This window comes from Herbaspirillum sp. WGmk3 (genome assembly GCF_023952535.1).
GTDB lineage: Bacteria > Pseudomonadota > Gammaproteobacteria > Burkholderiales > Burkholderiaceae_D > Herbaspirillum > Herbaspirillum huttiense.
Map to the genome: position 1 here is coordinate 1,082,185 of NZ_JAKYWT010000002.1, position 22,273 is coordinate 1,104,457.

A 22,273-nucleotide genomic window follows, 5' to 3' on the forward strand; every position below is an offset into this window, starting at 1 on the left:
GGTAGCCAAACCTCTTTTTGTCTTACTTGTTTGATATAAAATGCCAGCTTTCTTCGAATTTCTTCGAGTATAGCATCGATAAAACCATGGCCCCAGAATCACAAGAACAGACATCCATTCATGGTTTGCGCGGTTTGATCAGCAAGACTGCCCACAAGACGGCAGTGTTGTCCAGCCTGGTGGCTGCCCTGTTCGGGGTGCCCGCCACGCTTGCGCATGCCAGTGAAATGTCTGACATCAACAAGCTGATGCGGGCCGGACAGTATGCCGATGCACTGACCAAGACCGATGCCGTGCTGGCGAAACACCCGCGCGATGCGCAACTGCGTTTCACGAAGGGGCTGATCTTAGCAGAACAAAACCGTTCTGCCGAGGCCATCGCGGTGTTCAGCAAGCTGACCGAAGACTTCCCCGACCTGCCCGAGCCGTACAACAACCTGGCCGTGCTGTATGCAGCCGACGGCCAGTACGACAAGGCGCGCGCGGCGCTGGACATGGCCATGCGCACCAACCCGACCTATGCCACGGCACTGGAAAACCTGGGCGACGTCTATGCCAAGCTGGCCAGCCAGGCCTATGACAAGGCGCTGCAGATCGATCCGGGTGCCAACGTGCCTCAGCCCAAGCTGACCTTGCTGCGCTCGCTCAACGGCAACACTACCGGTGGCACGGTGCCGCGCCTGGCGTCGGCCGCATCGGCCCAGCGCGACGCCAAGGCCAAGGCCGAAGCGGCAGCGGCCGAACAGCAGGAACGCAATCGTGCCCTGGCGGCCGAGAAACTGGCGCAGCAGGCAGCCGCCGACAAGGCCGAAGCGGAAAAGACAGCCATCTCCAAGGCCACCAGCGAGAAGGAAAAAGCCGCAGCCGACAAGGCGGCCGCCGAGAAAGCCGCTGCCGACAAGGCCGCCGCAGACAAGGCCGCAGCAGAGAAGGCAGCAGCAGAGAAGGCAGCAGCAGACCGGGCCGCCGTCGACCGTGCCAAGGCCGAGAAGGCACGCGCCGAGCAACTGGCCGCCGAACAGGCGCGCGCCCAGAAGGCCGCCGCCGACAAGGCTGCCGCCGAGCAGAAGCAGAAGGAACTGCAGGCGCAGAAGGACAAGGAGCAAGCCGACAAACTGGCCCGCGAACAAGCCGCCCGCGCCGAGAAGGACAAGGCCGCCCAGGCTGCCGCCGAGAAGGCACAAGCCGACAAGCTGGCTGCGGCCGAGAAGGCCAAGGCGGAGAAACTGGCCGCCGCAGAAAAGGCCAAGGCCGAGAAACTGGCCGCGGCCGAGAAGGCCCGTGCCGACAAGGCCCGTGCCGACAAGGAAAAGGCCAAGGCCGAGGCCAGCGCCGAACAGGACAAGGCGGTCGTGCTGGCAGCATTGAATGGCTGGGCCAAGGCCTGGAGCGACAAGGACGTGCGCAGCTACCTGGGCCATTACGCCAGCGACTTCGAGACGCCCCGTGGCGCCTCCCGCAAGGAATGGGCCGAAGAGCGCCGCGCCCGCATCGAGGACAAGGGCCGCATCAGTGTCAAGGTCAGCAATGCCACGGTGAGCATCAATGGCAACATCGCGACCGTGCGCTATCGCCAGATATATAATTCGGATCGGCTGACGGTGGACAGCCGCAAGACCCTGATCTTCGTCAAACAGGGCAATCGATGGCTGATCAAACAGGAACGATCGGGAGGGTAATTGGTGGCTAGCGCTTTGCAAGGGCGTCCCGCGCGCATGCTGGGACGCCTGCTGATGTTGTGCCTGGCGGGCCTGCCTGCGATGGGCAGCGAGGCATCCTCTTCTTCCATTCCGCCGCAAGGCAATACGGCCGGCGCACCCGCTGCCAAGCCGGATCCGGAAGCCCTGCTCATTGATATCTACAAGGACCTCGGTGCCAACCGCCTGCGCGAAGCCCAGGCCAAGGCCGACGCTCTGGTCGCGGCCTATCCGACCTTCCGCCTGGGCCATCTGGTGCGCGGCGACCTGCTGCTGATGCATGCCCGCCCGGTGCGCAACTTCGGCGCGATGGCCGACGGACCCGGCGACAAGCTCAAGGAATTGCGCGACGAAGCCATGGTGCGCATCCGTTCCCTGCAGGAAAAACCGGATCCCAAGCTGATCCCCAAGGCCGTGCTGCAAGTCGGCGAGGACCAGAAGAACGTGCTGGTGGTCGATACCACGCGCTCGCGCCTGTACGTCTACGAGAACCAGGGCGGCGAGCTGAAATACATGACCGACTACTACGTCTCGCAAGGCCGCTTCGGTGCCAACAAGACCAAGTCGGGCGACCAGCGCACGCCCATCGGCGTGTATTACGTCAACAACCGCATCCCCGGCCCCAAGCTGCCCGATTTCTATGGCACGGGCGCGCTGCCGCTGTCCTATCCCAATGAGTGGGACAAGCGCAATGGCCGCAGCGGCTATGGTATCTGGCTGCACGGCACGCCCTCGGACAACTTCAGCCGCCCGCCCCTGTCCTCGGATGGCTGCGTGGTGCTGGCCAATCCGGACCTGCAGAGCCTGTATTCCACCGCCGAAGTCGGCAAGACCGTGGTGGTGATCAGCCAGCACGTGCAGTTCGTCGACAAGAGCGAATGGGCCAAACAGCGCGACGCCGCCTCGGCCATGCTGGAGCAATGGGGCCAGTCGCTGGAGAATGCGGATGCCGACAAGGTGCTGGCGTATTACTCTCCCGAATTCCGCTCGGCCCAGGGCGAGAACCTGGCCACCTGGTTCGGCCGCCAGCAGAAGAGCCTGAACGGCGCGCGCTATACCAGTGTCAAACTGCGCGATGTCAGCCTGTTCCGCTATCCCGGCACACCGGAAGACATGATCGTCAGCACTTTCACCCAGGAAAGTGCGGTCGGCAAAAGCAAGAACGCGATCCGCAAGCGCCAGTACTGGGTGCGTGAAGGATCGCAATGGAAAATCATTTACGAAGGCAACGCATGATCCTCTCCCGTCGTCATCTGCTGCGCATGGCCGCAGCATTCTCTCTCTCGGCCACGCTGGCTGCACCCGTCCTGGCGGCCGATGCACCGCGCGTGCTGCTCAAGACCAGCATGGGTGACATCACCCTGGAACTCAATCCCGAAAAGGCTCCGGTCTCGGTCGACAATTTCCTGAAATACGTCAAGAAGGGCCAGTACAACGGTACCGTCTTCCACCGCGTCATCAACGGCTTCATGATCCAGGGCGGCGGCTACGACCAGAACATGCGCGAGAAGACCACCGACGCGCCCATCAAGAACGAGGCCAATAACGGTTTGAAGAACGAGGTTTATACTGTGGCGATGGCGCGCACGTCGGCACCGCATTCGGCAACGGCCCAGTTCTTCATCAACGTGGCGGACAACCGCTTCCTGAACTACCCCGGCCAGGACGGCTGGGGCTATGCCGTCTTCGGCAAGGTCATCGCCGGTGCTGACGTGGTCGACAAGATCAAGCAAGTGCGCACCGGTGCCGGCGACGTGCCGGCCACGCCGGTGGTGATCGAATCGGCCACCCTGGTCAAGTAAGGCCGGCCTGCCGTCACGCAGCCAAGGCGGGCCCAAGTCGCCCGCCGGTTTTTTTCATTCCCCCACAAGCAAAGGATTCATCATGGCAGTTCTGCTCACCACCAACCACGGCACCATCAAGATCGAACTGGATGCCGAGAAGGCCCCCAAGACCGTTGAGAACTTCCTGGCCTACGTCAACGCCGGCCACTACAACGGCACCATCTTCCATCGCGTCATCGACGGTTTCATGATCCAGGGCGGCGGCTTCGAACCCGGCATGAAGCAGAAGGAAACCCGCGAGCCGATCGAGAACGAAGCCAAGAACGGCCTCAAGAACGAGCCCTACACCCTGGCCATGGCCCGCACCGCCGCTCCGCACTCGGCCTCGGCGCAGTTCTTCATCAACGTCAAGAACAACAGCTTCCTGGACTACCCGGGCCAGGACGGCTGGGGCTACTGTGTCTTCGGCAAGGTCGTCGAAGGCACTGAAGTGGTCGACAAGATCAAGGGCGTCAAGACCACCCGCGCCGGCATGTTCGCCGACGTGCCTGCAGAAGATGTGGTGATCGAGAAGGCAGAAGTGGTCTGAGCCTGACCCGGACCACTGACTTCACCGACCATGACTGATTTCCAGTTCATGCAGAAAGCGCAACCGACGGTTGCGCTTTTTGTTTCCGACCTCCATTTGCAAGCCGCCCTGCCCCGCACCACCGAGGCTTTTCTGTCCTTCCTGCAGCGCCATGCAGTACAGACGCAGCAACTGTACTTGCTGGGTGACGTGTTCGAGTACTGGGCCGGTGACGACGACCGTACTGCTCCCTACAACCAACTGATTGCTGACGCACTGCGAACTGTACAGGCGCAAGGCGTGCAACTGTACTGGATGGCTGGCAACCGCGATTTCCTGGTCGGACAGGCATTTGCCGATGCCGCAGGATTGACCCTGCTGCAGGACCCGCACGTCATCACCGCCGCCGGCCGCACGCTGGCGCTGGCCCATGGCGATGCGCAATGCACCGATGACCAGGCCTACATGGCTTTTCGCGCGCAGGTGCGGCAGCCGGCTTACCAGCAGCAATTCCTGTCCATGCCGCTGGCGCAGCGCAAGGCCATCATCGAAGGCATCCGCAAGAACAGTCAGGACGCCAACCAGAGCAAGGACATGGCGATCATGGACGTCAATGCCGGTGCCATCGATGCGCTCTTCGCGCAGACCGGCACCGATGTCCTGATCCACGGCCATACGCACCGCCCTGCCCTGCATCGCCTGGACGGCGGCAAGCTGCGCTATGTACTTCCAGATTGGGAATACGACGTGGAAACGCCGCGTGGCGGCTGGATCAGCCTGACGGCTGACGGTGCGCTGCACCGGCATGATGTGAACGGCGACGAGATCGCCTGATCCCGCACAGTTCACCGCCTCATCGCTTCATCGCTGCGGCAGATGCCGTGGCGACCTACGCAGCCGGTCTGAACCCGGCTGCGCCCCTGCTCCTCAATCGACCAGCCGGTTCAGTTGCGCGGCGTCGAATTGCCCGGCCTCTTCAAGGCGTCGACACCCTATCCCCGCTCCCTGCAAGGCGGCCAGCACGGCTTCCAGTTGCTGCTCCTGCGCAGCCACCTGGTTGATGAGTCCGTGCAGCGCCTTGGACAGCGGATCATCGCCATTGGGCATCACGCCATAGGCCGCAAACAGGCGCGCTGCCACCTGGTCGCGCCCGGCCACCACGGTGTTGCGCTCGATGATGCGCGCCGGGTTGCCCACGGCGGTGGCGCCGGCCGGCACTTCCTTGGTGACCACCGCATTGGAACCGACCTTGGCCCCGTCCCCGACCGTAAAGCCGCCCAGCACCTTGGCCCCGGCACCGATGATGACGCCGCGCCCCAGTGTCGGATGGCGCTTGGCGCCCTTGGCCAGCGAAGTGCCGCCCAAGGTCACGCCCTGGTAGATGGTGGAATCGTCGCCGACGATGGCGGTCTCGCCGATCACCACGCCCATGCCGTGATCAATGAAGACACGGCGGCCGATGGTGGCACCGGGATGAATCTCGATGCCGGTGAGGGTACGGCCCAGCTGCGAGATGAAGCGTCCCAGCCACTTCATCTCGACCTTCCAGCAAGCCTGGGCCCAGCGATGCAGGATCACCGCATGCAGGCCCGGATAACAGGTCAGCACCTCCCAGCTGTTGCGCGCGGCGGGGTCGCGCTCACGGATGCTGGCGATGTCTTCTCTGAGTCGGCTGAACATGGTGTGTTTCCTGAAACGTTGAATGAAAACGGCTACTGAAGTGAAATTGAAGTGATCCAAGAATGGAACGGCAAAAAAAATCGCCGGACGCGAAGTCCGGCGATGGTGTCATGCGGGATGACCGGACTTACTTGGGCAAGCGCTGGCGTCGCGCCTCGTACAGACAGACGCCGGAAGCCACGGAGACGTTGAGGCTCTCGACCGAACCGAACATGGGGATGTTGACCAGCACGTCGCAGGTCTCGCGGGTGAGACGGCGCATGCCTTCGCCTTCGGAGCCCATCACCAGTGCGGTGGGGCCAGTGAAGTCGCCTTCGTAGAGGCCCTTCTCGGCATCATCGGAGGTGCCGATGATCCACACGCCGCGCTCCTTCAGGTCGCGCATGGTGCGGGCCAGGTTGGTGACGGTGATGTAGGGCACGGTGTCGGACGCACCGCTGGAGACCTTCATGGCCGTGGCATTCAAGCCCACGGCGCGATCCTTGGGGGCGATCACGGCATGCGCGCCGGCACCATCGGCCACGCGCAGGCAGGCGCCGAGGTTGTGCGGATCGGTGATGCCGTCGAGGATCAGCAGCAGCGGCGGACCGACCACGGCATCCAGCAGTTCATCGAGGGTGCGCGCCAGCGACAGCGCGGCGGCCTTGGCCACCACGCCCTGGTGACGGCGCGTGCCGACCATGGCGGCCAGGCGCTGGTCGTCGGCCTGGATGATGCGCACATTGGCTTCCTTGGCGGCATGCAGCAAATCCAGCATGCGGCGGTCGCGGCGCTCGGCATCCACGTAAATCTCTTCCACCGAGGAAGCCTCGTGGCGGATGCGGGAGGTCACGGCATGGAAGCCGAAAATCATTTTGCTCTTCATAGATCCTGCTTGTGTCTTTCGTCTTGCTCGGGGCAACTGCCCCGCGTTCCATCAAACCCGGCCTGCGCATTGCGCAGGTCCGGGGACATGCTCATCGCTTCTTCTTGCCCTTGGTGTAGCCCTTGGATGCAGCGCGCTTGCGGTCAGCTTCGCCGGGGCGTGCCGTGGCGGTGCGCGCGGCACCGGCCTTGGCCTTGGCGCCACCCTTGGGCTTGCTGCCCGCTGCAGCGGCAGCTGGCTTGGCCGCACCCCTCTTGCCACGGGCTGCCGGCTGAGCTTCATCGGCACTCTGCCTGCCGCCACCGGACTTGCCGCGCGCGGCGTTTTCAGCGCGCTTGGCTTCGTTCTTGATGAGGGTACGGATGCCCGGCTCGTTGACCAGTGCCAGGTCGATCTTGCGTGCATCCAGGTCCACGCGGCTGACCTGCACGGTGACGCGGTCGGTCAGCTGGTAGCGGATGCCGGTACGTTCGCCGCGCAGTTCGTGGCGCGCTTCGTCGTACTGGAAGTAATCCGCACCCAGTTCGGTGACGTGCACCAAACCTTCGATGTAGAGCGCATCCAGTTGGACGAAGATGCCGAAGGTGGCCACGCCGGCGATGGTGCCGGTGAATTCCTCGCCCAGCTTGTCGCGGATGAAGTAGCACTTGAGCCAGGCTTCCACATCGCGCGAAGCCTCATCGGCACGGCGCTCATTGGCCGAACAGTGCAGGCCCAGCGCTTCCCAGATCGCCAGTGCGCTCTCGCCGCGCGGCTTCTTGCCGGCCGCCTTGTCGGTGGCGCGCTGCAACGCCTGCGCCTTGCGGGCGGCGGGCGAGATCGAGGTGTTCAGCGCAGTGCTGTCGATACCCTTGGGCTCGTAACGCTTGCCTTGCAGCACGGCCTTGATCGCACGGTGCGTCAGCAGGTCGGGATAGCGGCGGATCGGGCTGGTGAAGTGCGCATAGGATTCATAGGACAGGCCGAAGTGACCGATGTTGTCCGGGCTGTAGACCGCCTGCTGCATCGAGCGCAGCAGCATGGTCTGGATCAGCACCGCATCCGGACGCGCCTTGACCTTGGGCATGAGCTCGGCGTAGTCGGAGGCGCTGGGGGTGTCGCCACCACCCAGGGTCAGGCCGATCTGTTTGAGGAAGGTGCGCAGCTGCGTCAGCTTTTCCTTGGTCGGACCGGCGTGGATGCGGTAGAGCGCCGGGTGATCGTGGCGCTTCAACAGGTCGGCCGCGCAGACGTTGGCGGCCAGCATGCATTCCTCGATCAGGCGGTGCGCGTCGTTGCGGGTGCGCGGCAGGATCTTCTCGATCTTGCCGGCGGCGTTGCAGACGATGTAGGTCTCGGTGGTCTCGAAGTCGATGGCACCGCGTGCCTGGCGGGCCGTCAGCAGCGCCTGGAAGACTTCGTAGAGGTGCGTCAGGTGCGGCACCAGGCCGATGCGGCGCGCTGCTTCCGGGCCCTTGGTATTGGCCAGGATCGAGGCCACTTCGGTATAGGTCAGGCGAGCTGCGGAGTGGATCACGGCCGGATAGAACTGGTAGGCCTTGATCTCGCCCTTGGCGGTGATGACGGCATCGCACACCAGGGTCAGGCGGTCCACGTCCGGGTTCAGCGAGCACAAGCCGTTGGAGAGCTTTTCCGGCAGCATCGGGATCACCCGGCGCGGGAAATACACCGAGGTGCTGCGCTCCAGCGCGTCCACGTCCAGCGCGTCGTTGGGCTTGACGTAGTGGCTCACGTCGGCAATCGCGACGATCAGGCGATAGCCCTTGGTGCGGCCGATCTTGACGGGTTCGCAGTAGACGGCGTCATCGAAGTCGCGTGCGTCTTCGCCATCGATGGTGACCAGCGGCACGTCGCGCAGGTCGACGCGATCCTTGAGGTCGGCCGCCTTGACTTCGCTGGGCAGCTTGGAAGCCAGCTTCTTGGCGGCTTCCGAGAATTCGTGCGGCACGCCGTACTTGCGCACGGCGATTTCGATTTCCATGCCGGGGTCGTCGATATCGCCCAGGATCTCGACGATCTTGCCCACGGGTTGCGTGTAGCGGGAAGGATGTTCGGTCAGCTCCACGCTGACCACCTGCCCGGCCTTGGCCTTGCCCGGGGGGCCGGCCAGCAGCACGTCGTGGCCGATGCGCTTGTCTTCGGGGGCGACCACCCAGACGCCGTTCTCATTGAGCAGACGGCCGATCACGTGGGTGTTGGCGCGTTCCACCACTTCGACGATGGTGCCTTCCGGACGGCCACGGCGGTCGGTGCCGGTGATGCGGGCCTGCACGCGGTCGCCGTGCATGACCTTCTGCATTTCCTTCTCGGGCAGGAACAGATCATCGGCCCCTTCATCGGGCAGCAGGAAACCGAAGCCATCGCGATGGGCGGAGACGCGGCCCAGGATGAAGTCGGGCGAGTGGGTCAGCTTGTAGTTGCCGGCGCGATCCGGCTTGATCTGGCCGTCGCGTTCCATGGCGTTGAGGCGGCGCGTCAGGCCGTCCATTTCTTCCGGCTTGACGCCGAGCGCGGCGGCCAGGGCGGCAGCGTTTTGCGCGCCCGAGGAAGTACGCAGGATGCCGAGGATCTCTTCCCGGCTGGGAATGGAATAGGGGAATTGGCTCAAAAGTTTCGTTTCGCGCAATTGTTATAAATGCCAAGGCGAAGCTCGCCCAGGCGGACGGATGTGCCTAGTGTAACGGAGTTGCGGCCATTTACCTAACCGCAATACGGGGGTAAAACAGGGGTGAAGCATCGTATTGCAACGAAAATGATGCCATGGAAGCGAAAAAGTTGTTGACAGCGCTTTTAGACCGTCTATAATCACGGTCTTCGCTTTACAGCGCAGCCCACGTGGCGGAATTGGTAGACGCGCATGGTTCAGGTCCATGTGCCGCGAGGTGTGGGGGTTCGAGTCCCTCCGTGGGCACCAAACAAAAAAGGTCGATTGATGAAAATCAATCGACCTTTTGCGTTTTGGGGGCCACGAGCAAAGCGCCTGCGCGCTTTGCGGGAGGGACGAGAAAGTCCGGCCTTGCAAGGCCGGACGGGGTCGCGGGACGTGACCGAGGTCCTCCGTGGGCACCAAAATAGAAAAGGTCGATTGACGAAAGTCAGTCGGCCTTTTGTATTTTGGGGGCCACGAGCAAGGCGCCTGCGCGCCTTGCGGGAGGGACGAGAAAGTCCGGCCTTGCAAGGCCGGACGGGGTCGCGGAACGTGACCGAGGTCCTCCATGGGCAGCAAACAAAAAAGGCCGAATGATGAAAATCATTTAGCCTTTTTTGTTTTTTGACTTCAAGAAAAATAGGGGCAAGACATCATCGCCTCCCCTCTATTTTCTTACCCCCTCAAACGGAACACGCTCACGGTCTCGCTCAGCCCCGCCGCCTGCTCCTGCATCTGCCGCGCCGCCGCAGCCGCCTGCTCCACCAGCGCCGCATTCTGCTGGGTTGCTTCGTCCATCAGGTTGATGGCCTGGTTGACCTGTTCGATCCCGTCACTCTGCTCCTGCGACGCCGAGGTGATTTCGGCCACGATGTCGGTCACGCGGCGCACGCTGGCCACCACCTCTTCCATCGTCGAACCGGCTTGCTCGACCAGCCTGCTGCCCGCCTCCACCTTGCCCACCGAGTCGCCGATGAGTTCCTTGATCTCCTTGGCCGCGCTGGCAGAGCGCTGCGCCAGCGTGCGCACTTCGGAGGCGACCACCGCAAAGCCGCGCCCCTGCTCACCCGCACGCGCGGCTTCCACGGCGGCGTTGAGCGCGAGGATATTGGTCTGGAAGGCGATGCCATCGATGACGGCAATGATGTCCACGATCTTGCGCGAGGAATCATTGATCGAGCCCATCGTGGCCACCACTTCCGAGACCACCGAACCGCCCTGTACCGCCACCTCCGATGCCGACACCGCCAGCTGATTGGCCTGGCGTGCGTTGTCGGCGTTCTGCTTCACGGTCGAGGTCAGTTCTTCCATCGCCGAGGCGGTCTCTTCCAGCGAGCTGGCCTGCTGCTCGGTGCGATTGGACAGGTCCAGGTTGCCATCGGCGATCTCGCTGGAGGCGGTGGCGATGGTATCCGTACCCTGGCGTACACGGGTGACGATGCCCACCAGGTTGTCATTCATTTCCTTGAGCGCGCGCATGAGCTGGCCGGTTTCGTCCAGGCTGCGCACCTCGATCTGGTTGTCCAGGTGGCCGTTGGCCACACGGCTGGCCACGTTGACCGCCTTGTGCAGCGGTGCCGTGATCGACCGGGTGATGGCCCATGCCAGCGCCACGCCCAGCAGCAGTGCCACTGCGCCCAGCACGATCATGAGCGTGCGCGCATTGCGGAAGAGACTGTCAATTTCCGCAGTCTGGTTCTTGATGCGGTCGGACTGCATCACGGCCAGCTTGTCGATGGCGGCCAGATAGACGCGCGTACTCGGCAGCAGCTGCTCGTCCACTGCCTTGCGAGCACCCTCTTCGTTGCCCGCCTCCTTTTCCTTGAAGACCTGCGCATTGGCCGCCAACACCACCTTCCGGCGTTCGTTGATCTCGGCCAGGGCAGCGCGCCCGGCGTCATCGGTGATCAGCTCTTCCATGCGCTTGACCAGCTCATTGTTCTTGCTGATGGTGGCGCCGATCTCCTGCCTGTAGAACTTCTGCTGTTCGACATCCGGATTCTTGGCGGCCGCCACGATGCGGCCGACGTTGAGTTCGATGGAGCGATAGAAGGTAACGACCAGCCTCTCCTTGACCAGCGCATCATTGACCATCGTGTCATTGAGGCTCCCCACCGCCTGCAGCCGCCCCACGCCAATGGCGGCAATCACCAGCATCAAACCCAGAATCGCGGCAAAACCCAGCCCCAGCCGAGTGCCGATCGTCATCTTCTTCATTGTTTCCCCATCTCCCATTGCACGAGACGCATGCGGATCGCAGCGCCCTCCCTCGTTCTCCGCATCGTATGCGGATGCGTCATTATCGGCCAGACGATAGCCCCCTTGAGATGCGACGGGTCAAATCGATGAAAATCTTTTATCATTCACACGAACGCTACCAATCAGTAGCCACCGCCGGAATGTGATCCCGCTGGCCCCACGGGGCGAAGACCAACCCATTGAAGAAGAACACCAACGCAATGCCCCAATTCGACAAGTCCCTGGTCTGGTTCCGCCGTGACCTGCGCCACACCGATCATGCCGCCCTTTACTACGCACTCTCGCAGAGCCAGTCCGTGTGGTGCGTGTTCGTCTTCGATACCGACATTCTCGATGCGCTCAAAGCCGAGGGTGTCGAGCAGGATCGCCGCGTTGATTTCCTGCTGGCCAGCGTGGCCGAACTGGACGAGGCGCTGCGCAAGGCGGGCGGCGGGCTGATCGTGCTGCACGGAGCGGCCGCCAGGTGCATTCCGGAAATGGCTGCCGAACTGGCGGTGCAGGCGGTCTTCGTCAACACCGACTACGAGCCCGCCGCAGTGGAACGCGATGCGGCGGTCGACAAGGCCCTGAAAAAACATGGCGCGCAATTGCTGAGCTACAAGGACCAGGTGATCTTTGAAAAGGATGAGGTGCTGACCCAGTCCGCCAAGCCCTTCTCCGTTTTCACCCCTTACAAGAATGCGTGGATGGCCAAGCTGGCCGCCGCCGGTGGCGACTTCTATCTCAAACCCTATCCGGTCGAGAAATACTTCAAAGCCCTGGCCAAGCCACCGGGCAAGGCGCACCACGGACTGCCTTCACACAAGACACTGGGCTTCCACCCCAGCAATTTGCAGGAACTGAACATTTCTACCGGCATGTCCGGTGCCGAGGCCCTGCTGGAGGACTTCCTGGGCCGCATCGGTGCCTACGGCACGGCGCGCGATTTTCCGGCAGTGAAGGGTCCGTCCTATCTGTCGATCCACCTGCGCTTTGGCACGGTCTCCATCCGCACGCTCGCGCGGGCTGCGATGCAGGCCATGCATGCGGGCCAAGGCGCGGCCGGTGCGGCTGTGTGGCTGTCGGAACTGACCTGGCGCGATTTCTATTTCATGATCCTGCACCACCATCCGCGCGTGACCGACAAGGCCTTCAAGCCCGAGTACGATGCGATCAAGTGGGAGCACGGCAAGCATGCCGAAGAACTGTTCGCCGCCTGGTGCGAGGGACGCACCGGCTATCCGCTGGTGGATGCGGCCATGGCCCAGATCAACCAGACCGGCTACATGCACAACCGCCTGCGCATGGTGGTGGCCAGTTTCCTCACCAAGGACCTGGGCATCGACTGGCGCTGGGGTGAGAAATATTTCGCGATCCATCTCAACGACTTCGACCTCTCGGCCAACAATGGCGGCTGGCAGTGGGCATCGTCTTCAGGCTGTGATGCGCAGCCCTACTTCCGCATCTTCAATCCGGTCACGCAATCGGAGAAGTTTGATCCGGACGGCAAGTTCATCCGCCGCTATCTGCCGCAACTGGCCAAGCTGTCCGACAAGCGCATCCATGCGCCGTGGACGGCCACACCCGATGAGCGCATGTCGGCCGGCGTGACGCTGGGGACGAACTATCCGCGCCCTATCGTCGACCATGCCGAGGCGCGTGAGCGCACGCTGGCGCGCTATGCGGTGGTGAAGAAGACAGAGAAGACCGAATAAGCGCACGCTCCACCTCAAGAAAAAAAAACGGACCCACGGGTCCGTTTTTGCATGCGGCCAGCCGCTTATTCCGACATCACCGGCTCCACCTTCTTGTCCTGGTCAAAGCGGATCGGCGGCACGCGCCTTACCATCCACAACCCCACCAGCGCGGCCACGATGGCAATGGCGATGCCCATGTGAATGGCCCCGACCAGCGCCTCGCGCGCCGCTTCCAGCAAGGCCGAACCGTCATGCCCGGCCTGCATCAGCTGGGCCAGCAGCACCGACTGGATGTCATGATTGACCAGCACTTCGGGATCGCTGAAGTCCTTGAGCCACTGCGCCGCGTGATCTCCTTCCAGGGCCTTCTGCACGCCTGCGCCATACATCTGGCTCACCAGCGTGCCGGTGATGGCCGTGCCCAGCATGCCCCCGATCATGCGCAAGGACTGCAGCAAGGCGGTAGCGATACCCAGGTGCTCGCGTGCAGCGGCCTGCTGCGCAAATACGGTGAGATTGGGCAAGACCAGTCCCAGCCCGAAACCACCGGCCAGCATCACTGTCAGCAAAAAACCATTGCCGGTGGTGCGATCACACAGCACCACGCCGAGACAGGAAGCAGCAATCAGCGCAAAGCCCAGGTTCATCATCAGGTTGGGATTGGGAATGCGCGTGATGATGCGGCCATTGACGATGCTGGCCACGGTAATACAGGCCACCAGCGGCGTGATGAGCAGCCCCGCTTCACGCGGGCTCAACCCGAATCCGCCCTGGAACAGCAACGGCGCATACATCAGCAGCGAGAACATGGCAAAGCCCGCCAGCACCGACAAGACGAACAGGCTGGCCAGCGCCTTGTCGCGCATCATCTCGAAGGGCAGGATGGGCTGCGCGGCGCGCTGCTCCCACTTCCACAAGGCGTAGAAGGCCGCCACCGACACGGCCAGCAACACCAACATGCCGCCCGTGATGCCGCGCTTGGGCAGCAGTTCCACCAGCAATTGCAGGCTGCCCAGCGACAGTGAAATCAGCAGCGCGCCGGGCCAGTCCAGCCGCATCTTGCCGGCGTGTTGCATGTGGCGGATATGCGGCACGAAGCGCCAGACGAAATACAGCGACAGCACGCCGATGGGCAGGTTGCAGTAGAACACCCAGCGCCAGCCCAGCCCTTGCGTGAGGAAGCCGCCCAGCGAAGGACCGACAGCCGTGGCAATGCCGAAGGAGGCCGACAGGATGATCTGCCAGCGCAGCCGCACGCGCGGATCGGGAAACAGGTCAGCGATGGAAGCGAAACAGGTGCCCACCAGCATGCCGCCACCGATGCCCTGCAGCCCGCGCGCAAGCACCAGGAACAGCATGCTGTTGGCCATGCCGCACAAGGCGGAAGCGCCGACGAAAACGACGATGGACGCAATCACGAACGGCTTGCGCCCGAAGTAATCGCCGAGCCGTCCGAAGATGGGCACGGTAATGACCGAGGTCAGCAGATAGGCCGTGGCGACCCAGGCATAGAGATCGAAGCCCTTCAGTTCAGCCACGATGGTCGGCAGGGCGGTGCCGACGATGGTCTGGTCCAGGGCCACCAGCATGATGACGAAGCAGATGCCCAGCGTGGCCAGCAGGGATTCGCGGAACGGCAGGACTTGGCCGCTGGAGTGGGCGGCGTCGGTGTGTAGGGCCATGTGCGGAGGATGAATATCCGAAGTTGCGCGTGTGCGCCAATCCGACATTCTAGCGCCGCATGGCATGGCTTGCCCTGCGTGCTACAGCAGCAGTTCGTAACGCTGCTCGTTGAGCTTGACGCCCCAATGCGAGCCGATGCGCTCCTCGGCCAGCACGAATCCGTGGCGCTGGTACAGGTTGTGCGCGGCGTGCAAACCTTCGAAGGTCCAGAGATAAATCGATGGAAAATCACACTCCGCGCAGAAACGGATGGCCTCGGTCAGCAGGGCATCACCCACGCCGCGACCGCGCAGTTTTTCGGAAGAGATGAACCAGCGCAGCCACGCGCCTTGCTGCTGCGCATGCTGGCCGTCGATGGTCAGCGAACCTTCGACGCGGCCATGCACGGTGGCAGTCCAGAAGCCATCGCGGCTGTCGTCGTAGCGGCTCATGAAGGCCGCCAGTTCGGTGGCGATGCGGGCTTCGAAATACACGCCGAAGCTCCAGTTTTCGGTGTAATACGCGGCGTGCAGCTCGGCTACACGTCCGATGGCGCCTGGCAGATAGCCGCGCCGGATGTGGATGTCGTCCATGGCTTGCCTCCCCGAAATGGGCGGCGCCGGCCGTGGCGCCACCCGGCTCGCCAGCGGCGGCCGGGCAGCGTGCGGCACGATCAGTCGCCAGCGATGGTCATGTTTTCCAGCAGGATGGAACCCGTTTCCTTGGTGCCGCGAATGAGCGTGTCGTTACCCACGGCCACGATCTGGCGCAGCATGTCCTTCATGTTGCCCGCGATGGTGATTTCTTCCACCGGATACTGGATCACGCCATTCTCGACCCAATAACCCGAGGCACCACGTGAATAGTCACCCGTCACGTAGTTCACGCCCTGCCCCATCAGCTCGGTCACCAGCAGCCCGGTGCCCATCTTCTTCAGCATGCCCTTGAAGGTATCGGCCTTGGTGGTCAGGTCCGAGCGCAGCGTCAGGTTGTGCGAGCCGCCGGAGTTGCCGGTGGTCTGCATGCCCAGCTTGCGAGCAGAATACGTCGACAGGAAGTAGCCCTGCACCACGCCATCCTTGATCACCTCGCGCTTGACGGTGCGCACGCCTTCTTCATCGAAGGGCGCGGAACCCACACCGCCGACCACGTGCGGATCTTCCAGGATCTGGATGTGCTCGGGGAAAACCTGCTGACCCAGCGAATCGAGCAGGAAGGTCGACTTGCGATACAGCGCACCGCCCGACACCGCTTGTACAAAGGCCCCCAGCAGACCCGCTGCGAGCGGCGCTTCGAACAGCACCGGGCATTTGCGGGTCGTGAGCTTGCGCGCGTTCAGGCGGGCCAGCGCACGTTCGGCAGCGTAGCGGCCGATGGCTTCGGGCTTGGCGAGTTTCTTCGGATCGCGTTTGGACGAATACCAGTCATCGCGCTGCATGCCCGCGCCCTTGCCGGCGATGGGCGCGACCGAGATGGTGTGGCGCGAGAACGGATAGCCGCCCATGAAACCACGGCTGTTGGCCGCGATGAAATGCGAGTGCTGCACGTAGACGCCAGCGCCTTCGCTGTTGGTAATGCGCGGGTCGGTCTCGAGGGCTGCGGTTTCGCAGCGTTGGGCCAGCGCCACAGCTTCTTCGGCGGAAATATTCCACGGCGAAAACAGTTTCAGGTCGCGCGGGGCCATTTCCAGCATCTCGGCGTCGGGCAGGCCGGCGCAGTCATCGATGGCGGTGAAGCGTGCGATGTTGTAGGCGGCCTCGACCGTTTCCTTCAATGCCTGCTGCGAGAAATCCGAGGTGCTGGCGTTGCCGCGCCGCACCTGGCGGCCTTCTCCGAGGAACACGGTCACGCCGATGCCCTTGTCCTTGTTCTGCTCGATGGTCTCGATCTTGCCCTTGCGCACCGCTACCGACAGGCCGCTGCCCTCGCTGATGTCGACGGCGGCGTCCGAGGCGCCCTTGTCCCGGGCATAACGCAGGACATCCTGCGCCAACTGCTTCAACTGGTCCTGACTGTGCGTGAATGGGGTATCGCTCATGAGCCTGTTTTCTCTGAAATGCGGGTAAAACGGTTATCATAGCAGCCGTTAAGCTTTATTTCTCGAAGTCACGATATGCCCAATGCCAATCGCGGTGCTGTCGGATTCCAATCCAGCGAATTCGAACAGGAATACGACCGCCCCTCCAAGTCCCAGCTCAAGCGCGAGATGGATGCCCTGCAAAAGCTCGGCGAATCGCTGGTCAATGAACCGCGCGACCGCGTCAAGCGCGTCCCCATGCCCGAAGACGTGCGCGACGCCATCCTCGAATGCCAGCAGATCAAGGACCACGAAGGCCGTCGCCGCCAGATGCAATACGTGGGCAAGAAGATGCGCACGCTGGAAGCCGACGAGATCGCCATCATCCAGAAGACCATCGACAGCTGGCACGGTGCCTCCAAGGCCGAAACCGCCGCCATGCACGCCCTGGAACGCCGCCGCGAAAAGCTGCTGGCCGATGACCAGGCGCTGACCGAACTGCTGAACCGCCATCCCGACGTCGACGTGCAGCACATGCGCACGCTGATCCGCAATGCCCGCAAGGAGCAGGCGGAAAACAAGCCGCCCAAGGCTTACCGCGAAATCTTCCAGATCCTCAAGCAATTGCAGGCGCAGGCTGCACGCGCCAAGAGCGAAGCCGCCGAGGATGAGGCAGACGAGCAGGATGACGATGAGCGTTGAGGCTGTAACGCCCATCGCCCGTGAGGTGCTGCGGGTCGGACTGATCTCCATCTCCGACCGCGCCTCCGGTGGCGTCTACCAGGACCAGGGCATCCCCGCCCTGCAGGAATGGCTCAGCAAAGCGCTCACCAGCGCCTTTGAAGTCGAGACGCGACTGATCCCCGATGAACGCGCACAGATCGAACAGACCCTGGTGGAACTGGTCGATGTGGCCCGCTGCGACTTGGTGCTGACCACGGGTGGCACCGGCCCGTCGCGCCGCGATGTCACGCCCGAAGCCACGCTGGCCATCGGTACCAAGGAAATGCCCGGCTTTGGCGAACAGATGCGCCAGATCAGCCTGCAGTTCGTGCCGACCGCGATTCTCTCGCGCCAGGTCGCCGTCATCCGAGAGACCGACGGCCATGCTGCACTGGTACTGAACCTGCCCGGCCAGCCCAAGTCCATCCGCGAAACACTGGAAGGATTGAAGGACCAGGACGGCAAGGTCAAGGTGCCCGGCATCTTTGCCGCCATCCCCTACTGCATCGACCTCATCGGCGGTCCTTACATCGAAACCGATGAGAGCGTCTGCAAGGCCTTCCGTCCCAAGTCGGCCATCCGGCCCGCCAGCAAGTAACAGCATCTCAGCGGCCCGCACCACGATGCGGGCCTGCCCTCCCCTCAGTTCGGACACTTCCCCTCATCCGGCCCTCCGCACAGCGTGGCCGCATTCAGCAGATCCAAATACTGTTGCAACGCTGCCGGCGAGATCCGGTAGGGATACTGCTTGAAGGCGTTTTCGGTCGGCGGACGCCAGCTGAACTGCACCACGAACAGTTGCTGCTTGCCCTGATACACCGCCAGTACAGTTCCCTCGCCATAGGGCGCAACTGGCCCGGTACGGTCGCAGAAGCCGCCGCTGACAGAGACGGGAATATTGTTGGTGCTGCCATCCTTTTGCGCCATCGCCACGAAGCGGCCCGGGCAATTGCGCTGGGCTCCCTGCATCACTTCAGTCAGGGCCACCTGTGCCACGGTCAGGTTGCGCGCCTGGATGTTGGCGACCAGTCCGGCATCGGGATAGCCACGGCGCTGCACGCCCATGTAGCCCTCGCGCCAGGAGTCGTGCGCTTCGTTGGGCGGCAGGAAATCGACCACGTAATTGCCGTCAGGATCGCCGTCCATGTAGGCCAGCCGCCAGCCCGGCGGAGGCGAGATCATCAGGTTTTCGCCGCGCGGCTGGAACAATCGGCCTTCGGCTTCGGCATGGCCGGCCAGGGGTGCCATGGCCAGCAGGAAGGCCAGCAGCGGGGCCAGCAGGCGATGCGATGGGATGCACTTCATGGGTTTTCCTTTTGCAGCGCCGCCATCGCGGCGGCGTTCATCGTATGATGTGAGCCCATTGCAGCACAGACGCTGCGCATGACCACGGGCAAGGCCGTATTGTGCTCCCGCGCCGGGACAGACACAAATGCCGCGCCCCGCCCTTTCATCCACCGACCGCAACAGGAACCGCACGCTTATGTCCGCTCCCCTCGAAACGATACAGATCGATACCGCCCCCAACCCCACTGCCTCCGTCATCTGGCTGCACGGCCTGGGTGCCGATGGTTCGGACTTCGTGCCCATCGTGCGCGAGCTGGACCTGTCGGGCTGCCCACCCATCCGTTTCATCTTCCCGACCGCGCCGACCATGCCGGTGACCATCAACGGCGGCTACGTGATGCGCGCCTGGTACGACATCTTCGCACCCGACCTGGTCCGCCGTGAGGACGAACCGGGCCTGCGTGCCTCGCAGGCCGCCATTGAAGCGCTGATCGCGCAGGAGCGCGCACGCGGCATCCCCGCCGAGCGCATCGTGCTGGCCGGTTTCTCGCAAGGCTGCGCCATGACCTTGCAGACCGGCCTGCGTCATCCGGAACGCCTGGCCGGCCTGATGTGCCTGTCCGGCTATCTGCCGCTGGCCGCCACCATCGAAGCCGAACGCCACGGTGCCAACCATGACACCCCCATCTTCATGGCCCACGGCACCATGGATCCGGTGGTGGTGCTGGAGCGCGCCGTCAAGTCGCGCGAATTGCTTACCCAGCTGGGCCACAAGGTCGAGTGGCATGACTATCCGATGCAGCATTCGGTGTGCGGTGAGGAGGTCGAGGATATTGGCGCCTGGCTCACACGCGTGCTGGCATAAAGATTGATTTGCAAAGGTACGCAAAATTGCGTTTGCGTTCCGCTACCCGTTCGTCCTGAGTAGCGGCGACTGCCGCGTATCGAAGGCGCTACGGCCTGTGCACCTTCGATACGGCCCGTGCGGGCCTACTCAGGACGAACGGTCGACACGTGCGCAGACGCGAAGAAACAAGGCTCCGGACGCTTGCATGCGCCGGGGCCTTGACCATTTGGAGAACGGCTCGCTGCGGTTTCACCCGCAGGACCGCCTTGCAATCACTTCAGGCGGAACTTCAGTTCCTCGCCCGCCTGGCGCATCGCGGTCTGCACGGCAGGCACCTTGGCCAGTACGTTGAGCAGGCCGAAGTCGTGGATCATGCCGTTGTAGCGCACGCTGGTCACGGCCACGCCGGCGGCTTGCAGCTTGCGGCCATAGGCCTCGCCTTCATCACGCAGCACGTCGTTTTCGGCGGTCTGGATCAGGGTCGGCGGCAGGCCGGCCAGTTGCGCCGGGGTCGCATTCAAGGGCGAGGCGGTGATTTCCTTGCGCTTGGCGGCGTCGGTGGTGTAGCTGTCCCAGAACCACTTCATCATGTTCTTGGTGAGGAAGTAGCCATTGGCGAACTGGTTGTAGGAAGCCGTTTCGAAGTTGGCATCGGTCACCGGCCACAGCAGCACTTCCGAACGCAGGGCGGGGCCGCCCTTGTCCTTGGCCATCAGGGCCACGACCGCAGCCATGTTGCCACCGACGCTGTTGCCGGCCACGGCCAGGCGCTTGCCATCGACCTTGATTTCCTTGCCGTGCTCGGCCACCCACTTGGTGGCGGCATACGCCTGGTTGATGGCCACGCCGTAGCCGGCTTCCGGCGACGGCGTGTAGTTCACGAACACGGCCACCGCACCCGAGTTGGCCACCAGGTCACGCACCAGGCGTTCGTGGGTCGGGAAGTCGCCCAGCACCCAGCCGCCGCCGTGGAAGAACATGAAGGCCGGCAGGGTCTTGGTCACGCCCGCCGGACGCACGATGGTCAGCTTGATCTGCTGGCCGTCGGCGGTGATGGTCTTTTCCGACACGTCTGCCTTGGGCAGTTCCAGCTTCACGCTGGCTTGCGCACCGACCAGCACGGCGCGCGCATCCTGCGGCGAGAGCTGTTCCAGGGGCTTGCCACCGCCGGCTTCCAGCGCCTGCAAGAAGGATTGGGTGGTCGGTTCCACACCGGCATCACCGGCGGCATAGGCATTGCCAAAAACCAGGCCGATGGCGGCGACGGCGGCGAGTTGCTTGAACGAGGTCATGATCTTCTTCCTTTTCTCTAATCTCAGATGAGCGAATCGGTGGATTCACCGGGTAAGTGCTGCGAGGGAACTGCGTACTTGTTGCTGTGCTGCCTGGTACTGCGGTACTGCACCGGCCGTTCGTGGCCAGGAAAACTGTCGATACCACGATAAAACTAAAATCCTATTAAATAGCAAACTACTTAGTTGACGCTATTGGCTCTGCGTATAACGGCCGCTCGGAGGGCGGGACAATGCCGCCATTCCGTTCCGTCTGCCGATGCCGCTTATCTGGCATTCTTGCGAGCAATTCATCAACAATATAAAGCGCTATTCAGTAGTGCACTATATATTTAACTTTCAAAAAGGGACTTGGCCTGGTCGCCGCATCCCTTCAACCTGCCCTGCTCACTCGCCCGTATTCTTGTGCAAGCGGGCACGCAAGGCCATCAATTCTTCCTTCATCGCCGTCAGTTCGGCCGCCGTCGACTCGGTTGCCCGCAACACTTCACGGGGCAGTTCCACCGCCTGTTCGCGCAGCTTGTCACCTTCTGCAGTGAGCGAGATGACCACCTGCCGTTCATCGCTGGCCGCGCGTTCCCGGGTCACCAGGCCCTGCGCTTCCATGCGCTTGAGCAGCGGGGTCAGCGTGGCTGAATCCAGCACCAGGCGCTCACCGATATCGGACACCGTCAGCTGGTCCTGCTCCCACAACACCATCAGCACCAGATACTGCGAATAGGTGATGCCCATGTTGCGCAACAGCTTGCGATAGAGCTTGCTCATCGACAGCGAAGTCGAGTACAGCGCAAAACACAACTGGGCATCCAGCAGCGGGGCCGACTTGCGTTTGTCTGTTTTCGAATTCATGCAGCGCAGTTTAGCGAGGCCAAAATTAAATAGCAAGCGACTTAATCAAAATATTTACGCTTGGCCGTCGCCACTTCGCCACGCCCCTTCCTCGGGCGGACTGGGCCCCGATTGCGCACCATCGCGAAGCAGGCCTGCACTGGCACGATGGACTGATGCGCAACCTTGCACGCCATTTCCCTCGTCGCAGCCATCCGGCGGGAGGACCGCCCCGCCTGCATTCCCGGCTACTGATACAAGCTTGCCGACTGACGCGAAGCTGACGCCATGGCACGCTTCCTGCATGTCTTCTTCGTTGTATACATTGACGTATCCGTGCTTGCCTTCACCATGTCCATCGCCTAAGCTGGCCCGATGGCCGTGGCAGGCGGGCTTGCCGCCCAGGCCGGTTGCGCTCGATCCGTGATGACTTCTGAAAGG

The 22,273-nt window shown here is 62.9% G+C and carries 19 protein-coding genes and 1 tRNA gene; 10 read left to right on the top strand and 10 right to left on the bottom strand.

Annotated features, from left to right (window positions below; translation table 11 throughout):
* The first annotated feature begins 86 nt into the window (after positions 1 to 86).
* The 5 genes from MKD49_RS10800 (at position 87) to MKD49_RS10820 (ending at position 4,883) form a co-directional block, all read left to right on the top strand.
* On the top strand, positions 87 to 1,679 hold the full coding sequence (locus tag MKD49_RS10800) for a tetratricopeptide repeat protein (protein ID WP_252696258.1): 1,593 nt from the start codon (positions 87 to 89) through the stop codon (positions 1,677 to 1,679).
* 36 nt (positions 1,680 to 1,715) lie between these two features.
* Positions 1,716 to 2,933, top strand: coding sequence for a murein L,D-transpeptidase family protein (locus MKD49_RS10805; protein WP_121039411.1), 1,218 nt, complete (start codon positions 1,716 to 1,718; stop codon positions 2,931 to 2,933).
* The gene (locus tag MKD49_RS10810; protein ID WP_209580848.1) at positions 2,930 to 3,499 is read left to right on the top strand and encodes a peptidylprolyl isomerase; all 570 of its coding nucleotides are present in this window, start codon (positions 2,930 to 2,932) and stop codon (positions 3,497 to 3,499) included. The genes MKD49_RS10805 and MKD49_RS10810 overlap by 4 nt, the downstream gene beginning before the upstream one ends.
* A gap of 82 nt (positions 3,500 to 3,581) precedes the next feature.
* Positions 3,582 to 4,070: a peptidylprolyl isomerase gene (locus MKD49_RS10815; RefSeq protein ID WP_013233868.1), complete on the top strand. Its 489-nt coding sequence runs from the start codon at positions 3,582 to 3,584 to the stop codon at positions 4,068 to 4,070.
* Positions 4,071 to 4,100: 30 nt separating this feature from the next.
* Entirely contained in the window at positions 4,101 to 4,883 is a 783-nt protein-coding gene (locus MKD49_RS10820) for a UDP-2,3-diacylglucosamine diphosphatase (RefSeq protein ID WP_252696259.1), read from the top strand.
* A gap of 93 nt (positions 4,884 to 4,976) precedes the next feature.
* Here MKD49_RS10820 and cysE read toward each other — a convergent pair whose 3' ends face one another.
* From cysE to rnr, 3 genes are all read right to left on the bottom strand, one after another.
* Positions 4,977 to 5,729: a serine O-acetyltransferase gene (cysE, locus tag MKD49_RS10825; RefSeq protein ID WP_252696260.1), complete on the bottom strand. Its 753-nt coding sequence runs from the start codon at positions 5,727 to 5,729 to the stop codon at positions 4,977 to 4,979.
* Positions 5,730 to 5,856: 127 nt separating this feature from the next.
* Entirely contained in the window at positions 5,857 to 6,594 is a 738-nt protein-coding gene (gene rlmB / locus MKD49_RS10830; protein ID WP_121039396.1) for a 23S rRNA (guanosine(2251)-2'-O)-methyltransferase RlmB, read from the bottom strand.
* Between the two features lie 91 nt (positions 6,595 to 6,685).
* Complete coding sequence (gene rnr, locus MKD49_RS10835; protein WP_121039393.1) at positions 6,686 to 9,202, bottom strand: ribonuclease R; 2,517 nt, start codon at positions 9,200 to 9,202, stop codon at positions 6,686 to 6,688.
* Between the two features lie 221 nt (positions 9,203 to 9,423).
* On the opposite strand from rnr, the gene MKD49_RS10840 reads away from it, so the two are divergent.
* Positions 9,424 to 9,508: transfer RNA gene (locus tag MKD49_RS10840), tRNA-Leu, on the top strand.
* A gap of 408 nt (positions 9,509 to 9,916) precedes the next feature.
* Here MKD49_RS10840 and MKD49_RS10845 read toward each other — a convergent pair.
* Positions 9,917 to 11,458, bottom strand: coding sequence for a methyl-accepting chemotaxis protein (locus MKD49_RS10845; RefSeq protein ID WP_252696261.1), 1,542 nt, complete (start codon positions 11,456 to 11,458; stop codon positions 9,917 to 9,919).
* Positions 11,459 to 11,700: 242 nt separating this feature from the next.
* Between MKD49_RS10845 and MKD49_RS10850 the strand changes: the two genes are divergently transcribed.
* Positions 11,701 to 13,194 (top strand): deoxyribodipyrimidine photo-lyase, encoded by a 1,494-nt coding sequence (locus MKD49_RS10850; protein WP_252696262.1) that lies wholly within the window; start codon positions 11,701 to 11,703, stop codon positions 13,192 to 13,194.
* Positions 13,195 to 13,259: 65 nt separating this feature from the next.
* Here MKD49_RS10850 and MKD49_RS10855 read toward each other — a convergent pair whose 3' ends face one another.
* From MKD49_RS10855 to pmbA, 3 genes are all read right to left on the bottom strand, one after another.
* Positions 13,260 to 14,858: an MDR family MFS transporter gene (locus MKD49_RS10855; RefSeq protein ID WP_121039382.1), complete on the bottom strand. Its 1,599-nt coding sequence runs from the start codon at positions 14,856 to 14,858 to the stop codon at positions 13,260 to 13,262.
* Between the two features lie 81 nt (positions 14,859 to 14,939).
* The gene (locus tag MKD49_RS10860) at positions 14,940 to 15,431 is read right to left on the bottom strand and encodes a GNAT family N-acetyltransferase (protein WP_051057585.1); all 492 of its coding nucleotides are present in this window, start codon (positions 15,429 to 15,431) and stop codon (positions 14,940 to 14,942) included.
* Between the two features lie 80 nt (positions 15,432 to 15,511).
* Complete coding sequence (gene pmbA / locus MKD49_RS10865; RefSeq protein WP_034335393.1) at positions 15,512 to 16,876, bottom strand: metalloprotease PmbA; 1,365 nt, start codon at positions 16,874 to 16,876, stop codon at positions 15,512 to 15,514.
* Positions 16,877 to 16,951: 75 nt separating this feature from the next.
* On the opposite strand from pmbA, the gene yjgA reads away from it, so the two are divergent.
* Positions 16,952 to 17,557, top strand: coding sequence for a ribosome biogenesis factor YjgA (yjgA, locus tag MKD49_RS10870; RefSeq protein WP_034335392.1), 606 nt, complete (start codon positions 16,952 to 16,954; stop codon positions 17,555 to 17,557).
* Positions 17,547 to 18,176, top strand: coding sequence for a molybdopterin adenylyltransferase (gene mog / locus MKD49_RS10875; protein ID WP_252696263.1), 630 nt, complete (start codon positions 17,547 to 17,549; stop codon positions 18,174 to 18,176). Before yjgA ends, mog begins: the two co-directional genes overlap by 11 nt.
* Positions 18,177 to 18,220: 44 nt before the next feature.
* Here mog and MKD49_RS10880 read toward each other — a convergent pair whose 3' ends face one another.
* Positions 18,221 to 18,883 carry a hypothetical protein gene (locus MKD49_RS10880; protein ID WP_204725329.1) on the bottom strand — a complete coding sequence of 221 codons (663 nt, stop codon included), beginning with the start codon at positions 18,881 to 18,883 and terminating at the stop codon, positions 18,221 to 18,223.
* A gap of 178 nt (positions 18,884 to 19,061) precedes the next feature.
* Here MKD49_RS10880 and MKD49_RS10885 point away from each other — a divergent pair, with 178 nt between their 5' ends.
* Complete coding sequence (locus MKD49_RS10885; RefSeq protein ID WP_209533251.1) at positions 19,062 to 19,730, top strand: alpha/beta hydrolase; 669 nt, start codon at positions 19,062 to 19,064, stop codon at positions 19,728 to 19,730.
* 254 nt (positions 19,731 to 19,984) lie between these two features.
* Here MKD49_RS10885 and MKD49_RS10890 read toward each other — a convergent pair whose 3' ends face one another.
* Positions 19,985 to 21,004, bottom strand: coding sequence for an alpha/beta hydrolase (locus MKD49_RS10890; RefSeq protein WP_039786511.1), 1,020 nt, complete (start codon positions 21,002 to 21,004; stop codon positions 19,985 to 19,987).
* A 387-nt stretch (positions 21,005 to 21,391) separates the two neighbouring features.
* Complete coding sequence (locus MKD49_RS10895) at positions 21,392 to 21,853, bottom strand: MarR family winged helix-turn-helix transcriptional regulator (RefSeq protein WP_039786512.1); 462 nt, start codon at positions 21,851 to 21,853, stop codon at positions 21,392 to 21,394.
* Positions 21,854 to 22,273: the final 420 nt, after the last annotated feature.